Source organism: Marinococcus sp. LNHM4E3-1 (genome assembly GCF_056034405.1).
Window position 1 is genome coordinate 23,829 of the sequence record NZ_JBQLID010000010.1, and the last position, 15,113, is coordinate 38,941.

Annotated in this window: 16 protein-coding genes and 1 riboswitch; of the genes, 8 read left to right on the plus strand and 8 right to left on the minus strand. The window is 46.1% G+C overall.

Annotation, left to right across the window (positions count from 1 at the left end):
• Positions 1 to 43 precede the first annotated feature (43 nt).
• Positions 44 to 1,423, minus strand: a complete 1,380-nt coding sequence (xylE, locus tag ACTRXI_RS11520) for a D-xylose transporter XylE (protein ID WP_474262636.1) — start codon at positions 1,421 to 1,423, stop codon at positions 44 to 46.
• 258 nt (positions 1,424 to 1,681) lie between these two features.
• On the opposite strand from xylE, the gene ACTRXI_RS11525 reads away from it, so the two are divergent.
• Together ACTRXI_RS11525 and ACTRXI_RS11530 are read left to right on the plus strand one after the other, a co-directional pair.
• Positions 1,682 to 2,128: a hypothetical protein gene (locus tag ACTRXI_RS11525; protein ID WP_091610069.1), complete on the plus strand. Its 447-nt coding sequence runs from the start codon at positions 1,682 to 1,684 to the stop codon at positions 2,126 to 2,128.
• A gap of 148 nt (positions 2,129 to 2,276) precedes the next feature.
• On the plus strand, positions 2,277 to 2,594 hold the full coding sequence (locus ACTRXI_RS11530) for a hypothetical protein (RefSeq protein WP_474262638.1): 318 nt from the start codon (positions 2,277 to 2,279) through the stop codon (positions 2,592 to 2,594).
• A gap of 225 nt (positions 2,595 to 2,819) precedes the next feature.
• Here the strand turns inward: ACTRXI_RS11530 and ACTRXI_RS11535 are convergent, their stop codons facing one another.
• Together ACTRXI_RS11535 and ACTRXI_RS11540 are read right to left on the minus strand one after the other, a co-directional pair.
• Positions 2,820 to 2,945 (minus strand): hypothetical protein, encoded by a 126-nt coding sequence (locus ACTRXI_RS11535; protein ID WP_474262640.1) that lies wholly within the window; start codon positions 2,943 to 2,945, stop codon positions 2,820 to 2,822.
• An 80-nt stretch (positions 2,946 to 3,025) separates the two neighbouring features.
• A complete protein-coding gene (locus ACTRXI_RS11540) occupies positions 3,026 to 3,718 on the minus strand; it encodes a Na-translocating system protein MpsC family protein (protein ID WP_474262642.1) in 693 nt (230 codons plus the stop codon).
• 308 nt (positions 3,719 to 4,026) lie between these two features.
• Here ACTRXI_RS11540 and fdhF point away from each other — a divergent pair, with 308 nt between their 5' ends.
• The 3 genes from fdhF (at position 4,027) to ACTRXI_RS11555 (ending at position 8,316) form a co-directional block, all read left to right on the plus strand.
• Positions 4,027 to 6,981, plus strand: coding sequence for a formate dehydrogenase subunit alpha (fdhF, locus tag ACTRXI_RS11545; RefSeq protein ID WP_474262644.1), 2,955 nt, complete (start codon positions 4,027 to 4,029; stop codon positions 6,979 to 6,981).
• Positions 6,981 to 7,517 (plus strand): helical membrane plugin domain-containing protein, encoded by a 537-nt coding sequence (locus ACTRXI_RS11550; RefSeq protein ID WP_474262646.1) that lies wholly within the window; start codon positions 6,981 to 6,983, stop codon positions 7,515 to 7,517. Before fdhF ends, ACTRXI_RS11550 begins: the two co-directional genes overlap by 1 nt.
• A 109-nt stretch (positions 7,518 to 7,626) precedes the next feature.
• Positions 7,627 to 8,316: a phosphatase PAP2 family protein gene (locus ACTRXI_RS11555; protein WP_474262648.1), complete on the plus strand. Its 690-nt coding sequence runs from the start codon at positions 7,627 to 7,629 to the stop codon at positions 8,314 to 8,316.
• Between the two features lie 44 nt (positions 8,317 to 8,360).
• On the opposite strand, the gene trhO is transcribed toward ACTRXI_RS11555, so the two are convergent.
• From trhO to ACTRXI_RS11570, 3 genes are all read right to left on the minus strand, one after another.
• Positions 8,361 to 9,335 (minus strand): oxygen-dependent tRNA uridine(34) hydroxylase TrhO, encoded by a 975-nt coding sequence (trhO, locus tag ACTRXI_RS11560; RefSeq protein WP_474262651.1) that lies wholly within the window; start codon positions 9,333 to 9,335, stop codon positions 8,361 to 8,363.
• A gap of 331 nt (positions 9,336 to 9,666) precedes the next feature.
• Entirely contained in the window at positions 9,667 to 9,924 is a 258-nt protein-coding gene (locus ACTRXI_RS11565; RefSeq protein ID WP_474262653.1) for a holin, read from the minus strand.
• Between the two features lie 164 nt (positions 9,925 to 10,088).
• Positions 10,089 to 10,355, minus strand: coding sequence for a hypothetical protein (locus ACTRXI_RS11570; RefSeq protein ID WP_474262656.1), 267 nt, complete (start codon positions 10,353 to 10,355; stop codon positions 10,089 to 10,091).
• Between the two features lie 238 nt (positions 10,356 to 10,593).
• Here ACTRXI_RS11570 and ACTRXI_RS11575 point away from each other — a divergent pair, with 238 nt between their 5' ends.
• Both ACTRXI_RS11575 and ACTRXI_RS11580 read left to right on the plus strand, forming a co-directional pair.
• Positions 10,594 to 11,004, plus strand: a complete 411-nt coding sequence (locus ACTRXI_RS11575; RefSeq protein ID WP_474262659.1) for an RrF2 family transcriptional regulator — start codon at positions 10,594 to 10,596, stop codon at positions 11,002 to 11,004.
• 102 nt (positions 11,005 to 11,106) lie between these two features.
• Complete coding sequence (locus ACTRXI_RS11580; protein WP_474262661.1) at positions 11,107 to 11,472, plus strand: IDEAL domain-containing protein; 366 nt, start codon at positions 11,107 to 11,109, stop codon at positions 11,470 to 11,472.
• Positions 11,473 to 11,547: 75 nt separating this feature from the next.
• Here ACTRXI_RS11580 and ACTRXI_RS11585 read toward each other — a convergent pair whose 3' ends face one another.
• Both ACTRXI_RS11585 and ACTRXI_RS11590 read right to left on the minus strand, forming a co-directional pair.
• Positions 11,548 to 12,375: an STAS domain-containing protein gene (locus ACTRXI_RS11585; RefSeq protein ID WP_474262663.1), complete on the minus strand. Its 828-nt coding sequence runs from the start codon at positions 12,373 to 12,375 to the stop codon at positions 11,548 to 11,550.
• An 88-nt stretch (positions 12,376 to 12,463) separates the two neighbouring features.
• A complete protein-coding gene (locus tag ACTRXI_RS11590) occupies positions 12,464 to 13,339 on the minus strand; it encodes an SDR family oxidoreductase (RefSeq protein ID WP_474262665.1) in 876 nt (291 codons plus the stop codon).
• Positions 13,340 to 13,568: 229 nt separating this feature from the next.
• Positions 13,569 to 13,666: riboswitch (purine riboswitch) on the plus strand.
• A 39-nt stretch (positions 13,667 to 13,705) separates the two neighbouring features.
• On the opposite strand from ACTRXI_RS11590, the gene ACTRXI_RS11595 reads away from it, so the two are divergent.
• Positions 13,706 to 15,058, plus strand: a complete 1,353-nt coding sequence (locus tag ACTRXI_RS11595) for a 5'-deoxyadenosine deaminase (RefSeq protein ID WP_474262667.1) — start codon at positions 13,706 to 13,708, stop codon at positions 15,056 to 15,058.
• The last annotated feature ends 55 nt before the right edge of the window (positions 15,059 to 15,113 follow it).

Here is a 15,113-nt window from a genome sequence, read left to right on the forward strand (position 1 = left end):
CCCGGACTGCACTAATGGCAGCCGGGCCTCTTTTTTTATACTCTTACTTTTTTAATCCCATCTCTATCTCTTCAAGCGTTTTCCCTTTCGTTTCAGGGACAAATTTCCATACGAACAAAGCAGACAATATGCTCATGAGACCGTAAAATCCGTACGTTAATCCACCGCTGAACTCAATCATGGCTGGATACGTGGAAGAAATAAAATAGTTAGCTGCCCACTGGGCTGCCACCGCAATAGCGAGAGCCTGACCGCGGATTTTGTTCGGGAATATTTCGGATAAAAGCACCCATACCACTGGTCCCCACGACATCATAAAGGAAGCCGTATAGATGATAATAAATACAAGCGTCGCTATACCAATTGTGCCGGTAAAAGCGAGAGCCGAAACACCAAACATGCCTATGGTCATTCCAATAGAGCCGATAATCAGCAGTGGCTTACGACCGAATTTGTCTACTGTCATGATAGCAATGACTGTAAATATTAAATTGACGGCCCCCATAATAATGGTCTGGAATAACGAAGCGTCCCTTGCCGCTCCCATGCTTTCAAATATTCTCGGGGCATAATACAGCGCAACGTTAATGCCGACAAACTGCTGAAAAATCGACAGGAGAATACCAATAATAATAATCAGCTTTCCGTAGGCGAACAATTTTTCTTTTCTTTTATCAAATGACTGATTAATTTCATAGAATGTAGCCTTAGCCATCGTCTGATCATAGATCCTGGATAAAATCTTCATGGCTTTGTCGTCCCGGTTTTTGGAAACCAAATAACGCGGCGTCTCCGGCACTGTTAGCATGAACAGCAAAAACAAAGCAGCTGGAATCGCTTCCGAAGCAAACATATACCTCCAGCCGAGAGCATCCACCCATTCCGCTGTTTGTCCTCGGGCAATCCCCCAGTTGACAAAGTATACGACAAACTGACCGAAAATAATCGCAAACTGGTTGAGGGAGACAAGCCTCCCGCGAATATTGGGTGGAGCCATTTCACCAATATACATCGGCGCAACCGCTGAGGCCAGCCCCACTCCGATACCGCCGATAATACGGTAAATATTAAATACAACTAAGAGAGCGATCGAAGGCTCCCCGGCAGTAAAGAATAACAGCTCCGGGTAGGCTGAACCCAATGCGGAAAGAAGAAACAAAACCGCTGCTATAACTAACGTGAATTTTCTTCCAATACGATTTGCCAAAAAACCTGAAATCAAACCCCCGATAATACAACCGATAAGTGCGCTTGAAACGGTAATTCCGTGAATAAACGGACTCAGATTCAGGCTTTCAGCGAAATAGGTCTGCAGTGACCCCTCCGCTCCGGAAATCACGGCCGTATCATAACCAAACAATAAGCCGCCAAGTGTAGCTACCATGGTAACTAATACTACATACATCGTTCGTTTAGAATTCATATACTTGAGTAGACGTGCTACTCTTCCCTCCTTCCTCTATGTAAGCGATCACAAACCACATTAACATTCTTTGTTTGTTTAATCAATAAACTTTATTAAGCGGACAGAGATCCTTAAGGACGGCTGCTTCCATTTCCATACTGAAATTCATTTTTTAATTAAGCGAATAAAAATCTATTCCGAACTAAAAAAGACGTTCCTTCACAGGCTTATCCGGGAATGTGTATAAGTAGCCAATTTATGAGGAGGAAATCAATAGTGAGTCTTTTTTCATCTATTAAAAAACGAGTGACCGACGCAAAAGAAAACGGAGTAACCATTCCAGTAACGGAAAAAATGTTTTTGAAGGTACTTCAGGTTAAAAAAATGGACAATGTGGATATTTCCGCCGTTCATATCCAGGACCAGGTCCTGCGTATTGAAGGCGTTAAAAATGACAGCAGCCAGAGCCGCTTCAGTATGCTGCTGGAACCTTCCCACGCTTCAGAGCGGACCCTTTACTTCACGTTAAAATCCATTTCCCCTTTAGAAGCGGACGACGTATTCAGGGAAATCTTCGACCGCCCGCCTTATTTCTCTGCTCAAGAGCAGCAGGCAGGTTTTCACCTGGAAGTATTTGAGCCTATGAAAAAAGTTCCTTATGGAAAAATAGACTCCTACTACTTTGAGCAGAACAAACTGAAGGTCGTCATGAAATGGAAATAAAACAGCTTTTCTCTAATTCAAAAATTTAATTGGAGCATCACTTTCTCTCCAAAACTTTTTACTCCCGGCCGAGGCCGGGAGTTTTTTAAAAGTAGAAATTACCTAGTTTTTCATGCATAATAAAAGAAAAACGAATGGGGAGAAATACATGGAATATCAAGCAGCTTCCTTCGGCCGGTACCGTGTTCTCCAGAATGGCTCTATTGAAGTTATTGCAGAAATAACAAGCCGTTTTGAGCACCCTCGCTGGGAGAATATGTGGTATTTATCAGAGACAAAGAGAATCTGCCGTGAACTGGAGATGCTTGGAATCATCTCAGAGTGCGACAGCTTTGAAATTGTTGACCGTAACCAATTTAAAATCTTTTGGAAAAAAGATCGTATTGCCTGGGGCTATATTGATGAAGACGAAACGTCTTTCCGTCTGCGTTTCACCGGATTAGTCGATACACCGGCCAGCGAATAGCATTGCTGCCTGTTTTTATCATGGTTGCAATTAAACGCCATATCCTTTAGGGTGTACATACGAAGCAATTACTTAAGAGCAATTAAATAAACGGTGGAAATGGATAGACAATGGCGCTATTTCCCATAAGCCAAAAAGAGACACGAGGTACCTGCCTCCTGTTTATCTTTTTGGCTTTTTTTTATTTGTTTTGTGAAAGGAGCATCCTTTTAATTTATGAAATTTTTAATTGATCACGACGGTCAAAAGATTCACAAATCGGTATTTGTTAATGACCGCTGTATGAGCAACAGCAGGCCCTCGGACTGGGAAAGCCTGCTGGAAGAAGCTGCCCTGCAGCCACTCACTCAAAAGAACTACTCTTACTGTGTCCACTGTTTTCAGGCATACGCCGGCTGATAAAGAAGGCTGGCTGGAGGAGCACCCTGCCTCTAGCCCGACCCGCTCATAATAAAAACAATGACGCTGCGGTCCCGTTCAAAGTCCCAGTCAACAAACACGTCAGCAATGTTCATCCCGGCAATGGAGGTAAACGACTTCCCTTCTATTAACAGTCGTTTTTCCAGCTTGCGTTTAGTTACCTTCAGCTGCTCTTCATATCCTTGCTGTACTAACTCTTTTTCAATGTTAATCAGCAGCCCTTCCCGGATCACGAGAACAGTCTTATTATTCAGCATTCCTGAAAAGACTTTGTCGGGTTCCTTTTCTGCCTCTGCAGTAACCTGCCTTACACGCTCTTCAAGCTTCTTTTTACCCGCATATTCTTTAAACGGATTTTCGCCGTCATATGCATTTTCGTCGATTCCGACAAATATACTCGATTCTTTATTAAAATCGCTGTCGTGGTAAAAGTTTTTATACACCTGGCCGGTGACCGACTGCACGTATCCGTTAATTTCCGGAACAATTTTGTGCATCATGCTTTCACGCAGACGGAAAACAGCCTGTTCGCCCTCCTGCTCGAGAATGACCCGCTCCATTGGGCTCAGGAAATGCCGCAGGTAGATGGTGATGAACGGTCCCTGCATTACCACATGCGCGGCTTCCGGGCCTTTGCCGAATCTCTCCCGAAGCAGTTTGCCGGCAAAGCTTGCGATATCCTTTTCGTTTTCTGTTGGCCTCATGTTTATCAGTGTCCTTTAATTAAGTATTATTCACATATTTACTATCCAAAAGCATTATAATCTAGTTTTGATTTAATCACAAATGCCACACGGGTCAACAGGGCGGCCGATAATTATTAAAATATTGTTTTAAATTTTTAATTTCGTGGAAGTGTGGGAGTATATCTTTATTATTTTTTTACATTTTCCCCTGTAATCCCTAGAATAAAGGTGCACTCCCTTGACTATTACATAAGCGAGTGCTGCATTCATCTACCGTCCACTACTTTTTTATTCCTTTAGTCCAACTTTATTTCCAAAATGGAAGGATGATTATTTTGTCGATTATTCGAGTAACGATGAATGGCACCGAGCGCAAAGTATCGGATGACTCTACAATCCTCGACTACACGCGCGGCACCAATGAGGAAGTCCCAAATGTCTGTTATCACCCGAGCTTAGGCGCAATTGAAACCTGTGACACCTGTATGGTGAAGGTAAACGGAGAAATTGTCCGTGCCTGTTCCACCGAATTTAAAGAAGATGATGTCATCGAAACCCTCACCCCTGACGTTGATCAGGCACAAAAGATTGCGATGGACCGGATTCTGCATAATCACGAGCTGTACTGTACCGTCTGCGATTACAATAATGGCGGCTGTGAAATTCATAATACAGTGGAAGCAATGCGTGTCGAACACCAGAGCGTTCCCTTTGAAACTAAGCCGTATGAAAAAGATTATACTAACCCTCACTACCGGTATGATCCGGATCAGTGCATTCTCTGCGGCCGCTGTGTGGAGGCCTGTCAGGACGTCCAGGTGACCGAAACCCTTTCCATTGACTGGGAACGTGAACGCCCCCGTGTTATCTGGGATAACGATGTTCCTATCGGCGAATCCTCCTGTGTATCCTGTGGCCACTGTTCCACCGTCTGTCCATGTAACGCTTTAATCGAAACAAATATGGAAGGCGAAGCCGGCTACATGACCGGAATCAAAGAAGATACCCTTCGTCCGATGATCGATATCACCAAGGACGTTGAAACCGGCTACAGCTCAATTCTAGCTCTCTCCAACATGGAATCCAAAATGCGCGACGACCGTATTGAAAAAACGAAAACAGTTTGTACTTATTGCGGAGTCGGCTGCAGCTTTGATGTCTGGACGAAGGACCGTGAAATCCTTAAAATTGAGCCTCAGGCAGAAGCACCTGCAAACGGCATTTCCACCTGTGTGAAAGGCAAATTCGGCTGGGATTTTGTAAACAGCGAAGAGCGCCTTCAGAATCCGCTCGTCCGTGAAAACGGCCAGTTTGTCGAAACTACGTGGGAGCATGCTTTAGATGTTATTCAGAAGAACTTCACTTCCATTAAAGAAGAAAGCGGCAACGACGCTCTTGCATTTATCAGCTCTTCCAAGACAACGAACGAAGAGTCCTACCTTATGCAGAAGCTCTCCCGCTCCGTTATGGGCACAAACAACATTGATAACTGTTCCCGGTACTGCCAGACTCCTGCTACCCAGGGCCTTTTCCGCACAGTAGGCTACGGCGGGGACACCGGCACGATAGAAGATATTAAAAACGCGGAGCTTATTATTACCGTCGGGACAAACACATCTGAATCCCACCCGGTTCTTGCCACGCGGATTAAAAGCTCCCATAAGCTGCGCAACCAGAAGCTGATCGTCTCCGACATCAGAAAACATGAAATGGCGGAACGCTCGGACATGTTTATCCAGCCGAAACCAGGCTCGGACCTTGTATGGCTGAACGCAGTAGCAAAATACATTATCGACCAGGGCTGGGAAGACACAGAGTTTATTAATGAACGCGTGGATTACTACGACGACTTTGTGAAAGAACTCGAGATGTACACCATCGATTACGCTGTAGAGCAGACCGGACTCTCCCGTGAGGAATTGATTGGCATCGCCGAAAGCATTCACGAAGCAGATACTACCTGTGCCCTGTGGGCGATGGGTGTTACCCAGCACTCCGGCGGCGCGGATACAAGTACTGCAATATCGAACCTCCTGCTTGTCTCCGGCAACTACGGCCGTCACGGAACCGGCTCCTACCCGCTTCGCGGACATAATAACGTTCAGGGCGCAACAGACTTCGGAAGTGCACCGAATCTTCTTCCAGGCTACCAATCCGTGGAAGACGAAAACGTCCGCCGGAAGTTTGAGCAGGGCTGGAACACAGAGCTTTCCAGTGAAGTCGGCATGACCAACCATGAGATGGTCGATGCGATGCACGAAGGCCGCCTCCGCAGCCTCTATTTGAAAGGCGAGGAAATGGCGCTTGTAGACTCTAACATTAACTACGTACAGCAGGGCTTCGAGAAGCTCGACTTCTTCGTAGTACAGGATATCTTCTTATCCGAAACCGCCAAGTTTGCGGACGTTGTACTTCCTGCAAGCCCAAGTCTCGAAAAAGACGGCACGTTTGTAAACACCGAGCGCCGCTTCCAGCGTTTATACAAGGCGCTTGATCCACTCGGTAACTCTAAGCCGGACTGGGAAATTCTTCAGCTTGTGGCTAACCGGATGGGCGCAGACTGGAACTACAGCCACCCGTCTGAAATTATGGCAGAAGCTGCTTCACTCTCCCCGTTCTTCGAAGGAGTATCCTACGAACGGCTTGAAGGATATAACTCTCTCGTATGGCCTGTAACCAAAGAAGGCAAGGATGAGCCGCTTCTTTACGAATCCCACTTCCAGTTCCCGAACGGAAAAGCAAGATTCTATCCGGTTCACTGGACCGAACCACAAACCTTCGGCGAGCAGTACGACCTGCACGTGAACAACGGACGGATGCTTGAGCACTTCCACGAAGGCAATATGACGTACAAAACGGAAGGAATCACGCTGAAAACCCCGGACAATTTCGTGGAAATTTCTCCGGAACTCGCCGAAGAACGCGGACTCGAAAGCGGCGCCCTTGTTCGCTTGAAATCGCCGTACGGGGCTGTACGCATCCAGGCGCTTGTTACTGACCGTGTGAAAGAAAAACAGCTTTACATTCCAATGAACAATTCCGGTGAATCAGCCATTAACCGACTTACGAGCAGCGAAGCTGATAAGGATACGGATACACCGGCCTACAAAGAAACGCAGGTATTCATGGAAATACTCAGTACAGACGGCGAAGCACCGATGCCGAACAACAATTTCCGATACGGAAATCCTAACCCTCAGAACGGCGTGGAAGTTGAACGGAAATGGAAACGTAATGACTACATCTTCCCTGGCGACATGGTGAGAAAGGAGAACCGCTAATGGCTGAGCGCATAACTCATATTGAGAAGCTGAAATTCTCCGAAGAAGAAATCAAACAGCGGGACATGGAAGAACTCCAGTCCCAGCTGCTTGATAACAAGGAAAGCCTGGAAAAGATGATGCGCACTGCGAACCTTCTTGATGAGTCCGGCCTGCTTGATATGGCAAATGGACTTCTAAGCGAAGGCGATAAGGTATTAAACGTAGCGGTAAACGCGATGAATACCGAAGGAAGCACCAACATGATTAAAAATATGCTTCTCCTTGCCGGCGAAGCCGGAAAGCTCGATATTGAAAGCATGCAGCCACTCCTGTTGAAATTAAACAAAGGACTTGAGCGTGTAGCAAAACTCGAAGAGGAGAAAGAACAGGAAAAACAAACCGTGAACATTTTCCAATTGTTAAAGCTCCTCCGGGACCCGGAAGTAAACCACACGCTTTCGCTCGGTATTGCTTTTATGCGCGGCATGGGCGAAACAGGCAAACCCGAAATGGAAAAAGAACAGGAAGACCGGAAACCAAACACGAAGGTTTAACCGGCACTACCAATACGCTCCAGGCTGCCCTCGCGCAGCCTGGTTTTTTGTTTAATACCATAATCCTCAAGGGAATAGGTCTAAAAACAAATAAAGGGAGCAAATGTCATTGTCTTTCAAAGGTCTTCAACTGTCCGATGTTCCAAAAAGTTCCTGGATACTTATCATTGCCGGTCTGCTCGCACTGTTTACGACAGCTTTTTTATTTCTCGAGATGGGTGAAGAGGTACTCGAACAGGAAACATTTATGGTCGACCGAACAGCCCAAAATATTGTATCAGCGCTCAATACCGATCTTCTGCAGTCCATAATGGGCATCATTACGGAAGGCGGTTCAGTTACCTGGCTGACAATCGGTGCCGCTGCTATCACAGTATATCTGTTGTTTTTTTCATCCTTCAGCAGATGGCATGCAGTTTATTTTGTCGTAAATATGATTGGCATCAGCATTATCACCACTGTTTTCAAAAATTTCTTCTCAAGAGAGCGCCCGGAAGTGCTCGCCGCCTATGACGGGACCGGATACAGCTTTCCGAGTGGCCACGCTACTGGAGCCGTTACTTTTTACGGATTCCTTACCTATCTTGTTATCCGAAGTACACTGGCCACTGTATGGAAGTGGATGCTCGGCATACTGCTGACGCTCGCTGCTCTGCTTGTCGCCGTCAGCCGTATGTTCCTGGACGTTCATTACTTTACAGATGTAATCGCAGGCATTTCAGTCGGCTTGTTCTGGCTGCTTGTCTGCATTATCGCCCTGGAGCTTACACTTTGGAACAAATACCGCAGACGAACCTAAATGAAGCCCCCGGCACAGAATGCCGGAGGCTTCGTTATTTGTATTTATGCATTCTGCATCTGTTCTGCTTTTCTCGCTTCGATTTTTTCCTGCACGTCTTTTGCCGTCAGCCCTTGCTCTTCCATGTAACGGTTTCTTGGATGAGTCATGCATTCCGTTGTGCAGCTTCTCATATATTTATGCTCATTTTCCTCAGAGCAGATGATCTGGTTGTTACAGTCAGGATCTGCACAGTTAACGTATCGTTCACAAGGTTCCCCGTCAAAGTGGTCCCTGCCGATTACGCGATGCTCAACCTGATTGATCGGCACACTGATACGCTGGTCAAATACATAGCACTTTCCGTCCCACAGTTCCCCTTTTACTTCAGGGTCCTTACCGTAGGAAACGATACCGCCGTGCAGCTGTGCCACATCGTCAAACCCTTCTTCTTTCAAAAATCCGGAAAACTTCTCACAGCGGATGCCCCCGGTACAATAGGTTAATATTTTTTTACCTTCAAGCTGCTCCCGGTTTTCCCTGACCCAGTCCGGCAGCTCCCGGAAGGCATTAATGTCCGGGCGAATCGCTCCGCGGAAATGCCCAAGATCATATTCATAGTCATTCCGGGCATCAAGAACGATGGTTTCATCGCTTTGAAGCGCTTCGTAAAATTCTTTCGGGCTCAAGTGTTCACCAGTCTGTTCATTTGGGTTAATGTCATCTTCAAGATACAGCGACACCAGCTCTGAACGCGGACGCACATGCATTTTTTTGAATGCGTGCCCGTCGGCATAGTCCACCTTGAATTCGGTATCTTTAAACCGCTCATCGCCTGTCAGCTCCTGCATGTATGCCTCCGTCTGTTCTACAGTGCCGGAAACAGTACCATTGATGCCTTCCTCTGCAACAATAATCCGCCCCTTCAAACCAAGCTCCTTGCAGAAAGCCAGATGCTCTGCAGCAAAGGTCTCAGGGTCTTCCACGTACGTGTAATTGTAATACAGTAACACCCGGTACGATTGATTTTCTTCTGTCATTTGTTCTCACCTATCCGGAATATATTTGCAAGATACATTCCTGACTCCCTGTCTTGCAATCAGGAAGCCTTGTCACACAAGGGTTTTGTTTCGTTTCTTTTAACAGCAGCGGGAAATATACCCAAACAGCGCCCACGTTATTTAAAAGCATAACAAAACCTCAATAAAAATCCCCTGCTGCAAGCGGGGGATTCTTGTTGTGCGCAGACATATTATATAAAAATTTTCCTGTCCCCGCAAATGAAAAAGTTTTCTGAACAAGAGGAGGGAATTGATTTCTTTCTCTTTTTTTCTATCTGAGTCCTCACTCAGGTTTCAGCAGGATATTTTACTATTTTCTGTTTTTCTGCACATTTTCAAAAATTCCGGTGCCCCCGAGTCCAGCAAGCACGCCTGCCCATACCCGCTCTGCCAGAACGGCATTCGAGTACGGAAAAGGGAGAAGTGCCAGGGCTGCCCCGATCCCGAGCGTCAGAAGGGGGATATACTTTTTCGGCAGCGGGAGCGCCTGCTTTAACAGCTGCATCAGCGCCGTACTTGTCGTACCGATGAATGACATGTACAGCAGAAATTCCGGACTGACTTCCATTTTCTTCGCCTCCCCTTTGTTTTTTCTTCTCTCTGCAAAAGGCATGTATGCCTCTGTTTTTAAACCATCCTTTTAAGTTGAATTTGCAAAAATAAAAAAGGCCCGGTAAACCGGACCCTTCGGATATAACATTCAATTCGGTTTATTTATCTTCCGCTTCCCCTTTATTCAGTCAGCGGCTCCCGCTCAGGCATGGCACCTGCTTCGATATATTCAGCCATCCCACGCACAATTTCCTCTGCTCCGTATTTCTTTGCTTCTAATGGAAACATCTCTTCGACAGTTTCCAAATAAAAAGAAAGATCTTTATTGCGGAGAAAATGGGAATAGTATTCGCGCTCGTTCTGGAATTCGTGTCTTGATCTCGTTTGAGCAACAGACTGCATTTCAATGTCCGCTAAAGTACGGACCACCTCTTCAAATGTTTTCATGTCTTCACTCCTTTTCATGGGATCAATGACACGGAAAAGTACAATGCATGAATAGAAGTATATTATAACACGAAAAGGCTTGTGAATCATAACGAGTTGACCGGAACAGTGATAATATTTCTCCCTGTCGAGCAGCTTCCGTTCATTTTCCACAGGCGTCAAACGTTGACAAACAAAACTGTAATATTTATAATTACAGTATAAACATTAACAATTCTTTTTACCCGGAGAGATACGTATGAACAGCCACTTTTCTTTAGCTGTACACAGTTTGACACTGCTCGCCCATCAGCCGGAGAAAGCTGCCTCAAGCTCTTTCATTGCTGAAAGTGCCTCCGTGCACCCGGTTCGGATCCGTAAGGTGTTAAGCCTGTTGAAGCAGCATGATTTGATTCAGTCCAAGGAAGGCGCCGGTGGAGGTTTTGTCCTTTCCCACCCTCCGGAGTCCGTCACATTGTGGGATGTATACCAGGTCACATCGAAAGGCACTTTGCAGCCCCGGTGCCCGGATGAAAACCCCGATTGCTCCGTTGGGGCTAATATGAAACAAGTGCTGGGCGGTGTTTTTTCGGAGGGTGAATACGTTTTTGGAGAACACCTTGATCAATTTACTATTGCCGACATGCTGAAAAAATGTATCACAAATTAACTGAGCAATGTTTTTGCAATCAAAAACAGGGAAATGTATAGTTATAGATAATTCAGATTACAACACTATTAATTAATAGGTAATCCTTAGGAGGTTACGCGAATGTTACCAACAAACGATATTATTTCGGTAGGAGATTGGGTTCGAGGAACCACCATTTATGGTGAATTGGTTGTAGGCTATGTAGAAGCAATTGAAGAATCTTATCAAACCATTAAAGTAAAAGTCATCTCCTCTGATAATCAGGATATAATGGAAAAATCAGCTGAACTGCTGCTCCACAAAGTAAGCAAGCTGAATACCGTACAGCCTGTTTCAGAAGATGAATTGCATGACCTGATTGATCTTGCATTGGTCACCAATGATAAACAGTGGTTTCTGGAGCTCACTGCCGAATTGAATAATAAAGCAAATGTCCGGTCATCCAACGATTCCTCCTACGCGCTGTCGAATTACAGCGAGTACTAGGAATTTCCGGCATATTTACTACAATAGCCCTTTGCAGACTTACTGCGAAGGGCTATTTTTGCATCTGTATACTTGTTATTTCTTAATTTGAATATTCATCTTCTGTTCGAGGGCCTGCTGCAGATGAGCAAAGGTTTTTACTTTACTGAAATCAATCCCAAGCCGCACGGCCGTTTCTGCAATTTCCGGGCGAATGCCGGTAATAATGATTTCCGTGCCGATTAAACTCAGCCCGTGATGCAGGTTAAACAGCTGCTGAGCTACCATTGTATCGATGATCGGCACTCCGGACATATCAATAATCAGTACATCGAGTTCAAGCTTTGCCACCTCTGTAAGTGTCACGTCTTCAATCATTTTCGCCCGGTGCGTATCAATATCTCCGACAAGTGGGAGGACACCAATATCCCCTATTAATTTAATGATCGGCACACTCAGCTCCACCATCATCTGCTGCTGGGCCTCGAGCTGAGCTTCGTTCATCTGATAGTAGTATTGGTTTACAAGCTCCAGTCCCTTTTCAAACACCGACTGAATCTTCTCTGCCCACTCAGCCACCTGCAGCGGAGAAATCTCGTCCTCCCGTTCTTTGAAGTAGGTAGACAGACGCTTCCAGAGGTCAACACGCCCGACTCTGAAAAACTCTACCGAGTAAAATCTCGGCCCCTGGTTTTCAAGCCCGTCCATGGCCGTAAGCTGCGCCCAGTCAGTAAGTGATGGTTCTTCCCCTATTACTGCTTTTGCCGTTTCCTGAATGAATCCCTTGAGTCTTCCCCGGAATGCCTCCCGCCGGTCGGCATCGTTCGGATAGATAGCTTCCGACTGTGCTTCAATATCTTCCATCCATGTAGTCACGATCTCTTCTGCATGGTTTAACATGAAATTGTACAGTTGTTTACTCAACACCAATAATCCTTTCTGTCATTTCCTGTATTTAATATATTTTAAAATACATAATCAAAAAAATAAAGCTGTGTTACTGATTTTCGCGTTATAATCTATTGATCCACTCTGCCTCCAGCAGTCGTTCCACATTCGTCTGGTCCATGCTCCATTCCCATACCTTTTCCTGGAGCTCCTTGTCGCGGGCATGAGGGGCAGTATCTTCTTCAAAAGAATCAATAAAGTATTTGCCATGCACCCCATCCACTTCACGGGAAGCGGCAAGATACACCGATGTTTCCGCACCTTCTGCCGCTGTGCGAAGCATTGGCCGGATTGTTTGATGAATACGGCGCCCAAAGCCTGTAGACCGGTCCACTCCAAGCATAGTACTTACCCCGCCGGGATGCAGGGCATTAACACGAATACTCGTCCCTTCTAGACGGGAAGCAAGGGCGTATGTAAATAAAACGTTCGCCAGCTTTGACTGGGCGTACCCTTTCCATGTTCCATATCCCCTGGTTAAATGAGGGTCCGGAAAATGAATGCTTCCATATTTGTGCGCTCCTGACGAAACATTAATGATACGTGCCTCTTCTGCCGAACATTCAAGCAGAGGCAGCAGCTGCAGTGTCAGAGCGAAGTGCCCCAGATGATTCACGCCGATCATGCTTTCAAAACCATCCTCGGTAAGCTCTCTTTTCAGCGATACTACGCCGGCATTGTTAACCAGTACATCCACACAGGGAACGATCTGTTCGAGCTGGCGCACAAAGGTATGTATATCCTGAAGAGAGGACAGATCACAGCGCATCACCCGCACACGTGAAGCTCCGGTACTGGCCTTTATCTGCCTCATGGCTTCTCCCCCGCGCTTCTCGTCCCGGACGGCCATAATGACATTAAATCCTTTCACGGCAAGCTGTTTCGCTGTTTCGAATCCCATTCCGGTATTTGCTCCGGTAATGATGGCTGTTTTCTCCATAATTTATTCTCCTCTGGAATAGTTTTGTTGCTTTTCCTATACCCATTGCCGCTATTGTTCACTCTTTGTACTGTGCATTTCCTGAAAATTCTCTTTCTTTTTTGGAATAAACAGGAATATTCATAAAAGAAATAGAAACTGGAGGGTCTGGCTCGTATACTGCCCAGTAAATCTTTCGTCATATTATCTTCCAACTCTATTGAAGTTTTTTTCATTCCCCGGTACGATGCAGGTATTACCACTTACCCTTCGTATATATTCAACAATTGGGTTGAACGTTTCTACTGGAAACCGTAATTTCCAACTACGAAGAACGTCTTTTACAGGCGTTCTTCGTTTTTTTATGCAAACAAAGGAGTGTTTACAATGACCACGATCTTAATACGGCAGGCTGAAATCATGACGATGAACGAAAACAATGACATTGTGCACGGAGATATACGAATTGAAAATGAATACATTAAAGAAATCCAACCATCTTTAACTCCCCGTCCGGATGAAAAAGTGATTGAAGCACGGGGACGAACTGTGCTTCCCGGCTTTATCCATACCCATATTCACCTTTGCCAGGCACTGTTTCGCAGTCAGGCGGATGACCTTGAGCTGATGGATTGGCTGCAGGAACGCATATGGCCAATGGAAGCTGCCCACACTCCCGATTCTATCTACGCCTCAGCGATGCTCGGTATCGGCGAATTGATCCGGAGCGGCACGACCACGATCGTCGACATGGAAACAGTCCACCATACAAACGCTGCCTTCGAAGCCATAGAAGCTTCCGGCATCCGGGCTCTATCCGGCAAAGTTATGATGGATAAGGGCGATGAACTGCCTGCTCCCCTGCTTGAAACCACGAGCCAGTCCGTGCAGGAAAGCGCCGATTTGTATGAAAAATGGAACGGGCGGGATAATGATAGAATACGATACGCATTTTCACCCCGGTTTGTTGTCTCCTGCTCTGAACCGCTGCTGCGCGAAGTTTCCCGCCTGTCCACTCATTACGGAGCGTATGTGCATACACACGCTTCAGAAAGCCAGGGAGAAATAGAAATTGTTGAAGCTGATACCGGCATGCGAAATGTAACTTATCTGGATCACCTTGGCCTTGTGCACCCGCGCCTTATTCTCGCCCACTGTGTCTGGCTCGATAAGCATGAAAAGCAGATTATTAAACAAAAGGGCGCTCATATCAGTCACTGCCCAAGCTCCAATATGAAGCTTGCTTCCGGATTCGCAGAGATCCCGGACCTGCTCGACCACCATCACAATGTCAGTCTCGGTGCCGACGGCTCCCCGTGTAACAACACACTCGATATGTTTCAGGAAATGAGGATGGCCGCCCTTATTCATAAACCCTCCTATGGCCCGACCGCCATGAATGCCAGACAGGTTCTTCGCATGGCAACCATCGAAGGTGCGAGAGCGGTCGGTCTTGACCAGGAAATTGGCAGTATCGAAATCGGCAAAAAAGCGGATTTGTCTATCCTCAACCTTTATGATTTTCATACGTATCCGAGCGAAGGAGCAGATCCATATTCCCGTATTGTATACGCCGCTTCCAAAGATCAGGTGGAAACTACCATCGTGAATGGACGGATTATTATGGAAGACCGCAATATGCAGACCATGAATAAGAACCATGTGCTTAGTGATGCGAACAAAGAAGCAAAGCAGTTATTCCATAGGGCTTCCCGGTATATGTCTAATTCTTTTGTATAAATTATGAGCAATCTCCTCCCTGCCGGCTGGAAATTCTGATATGCTGATGACGGAA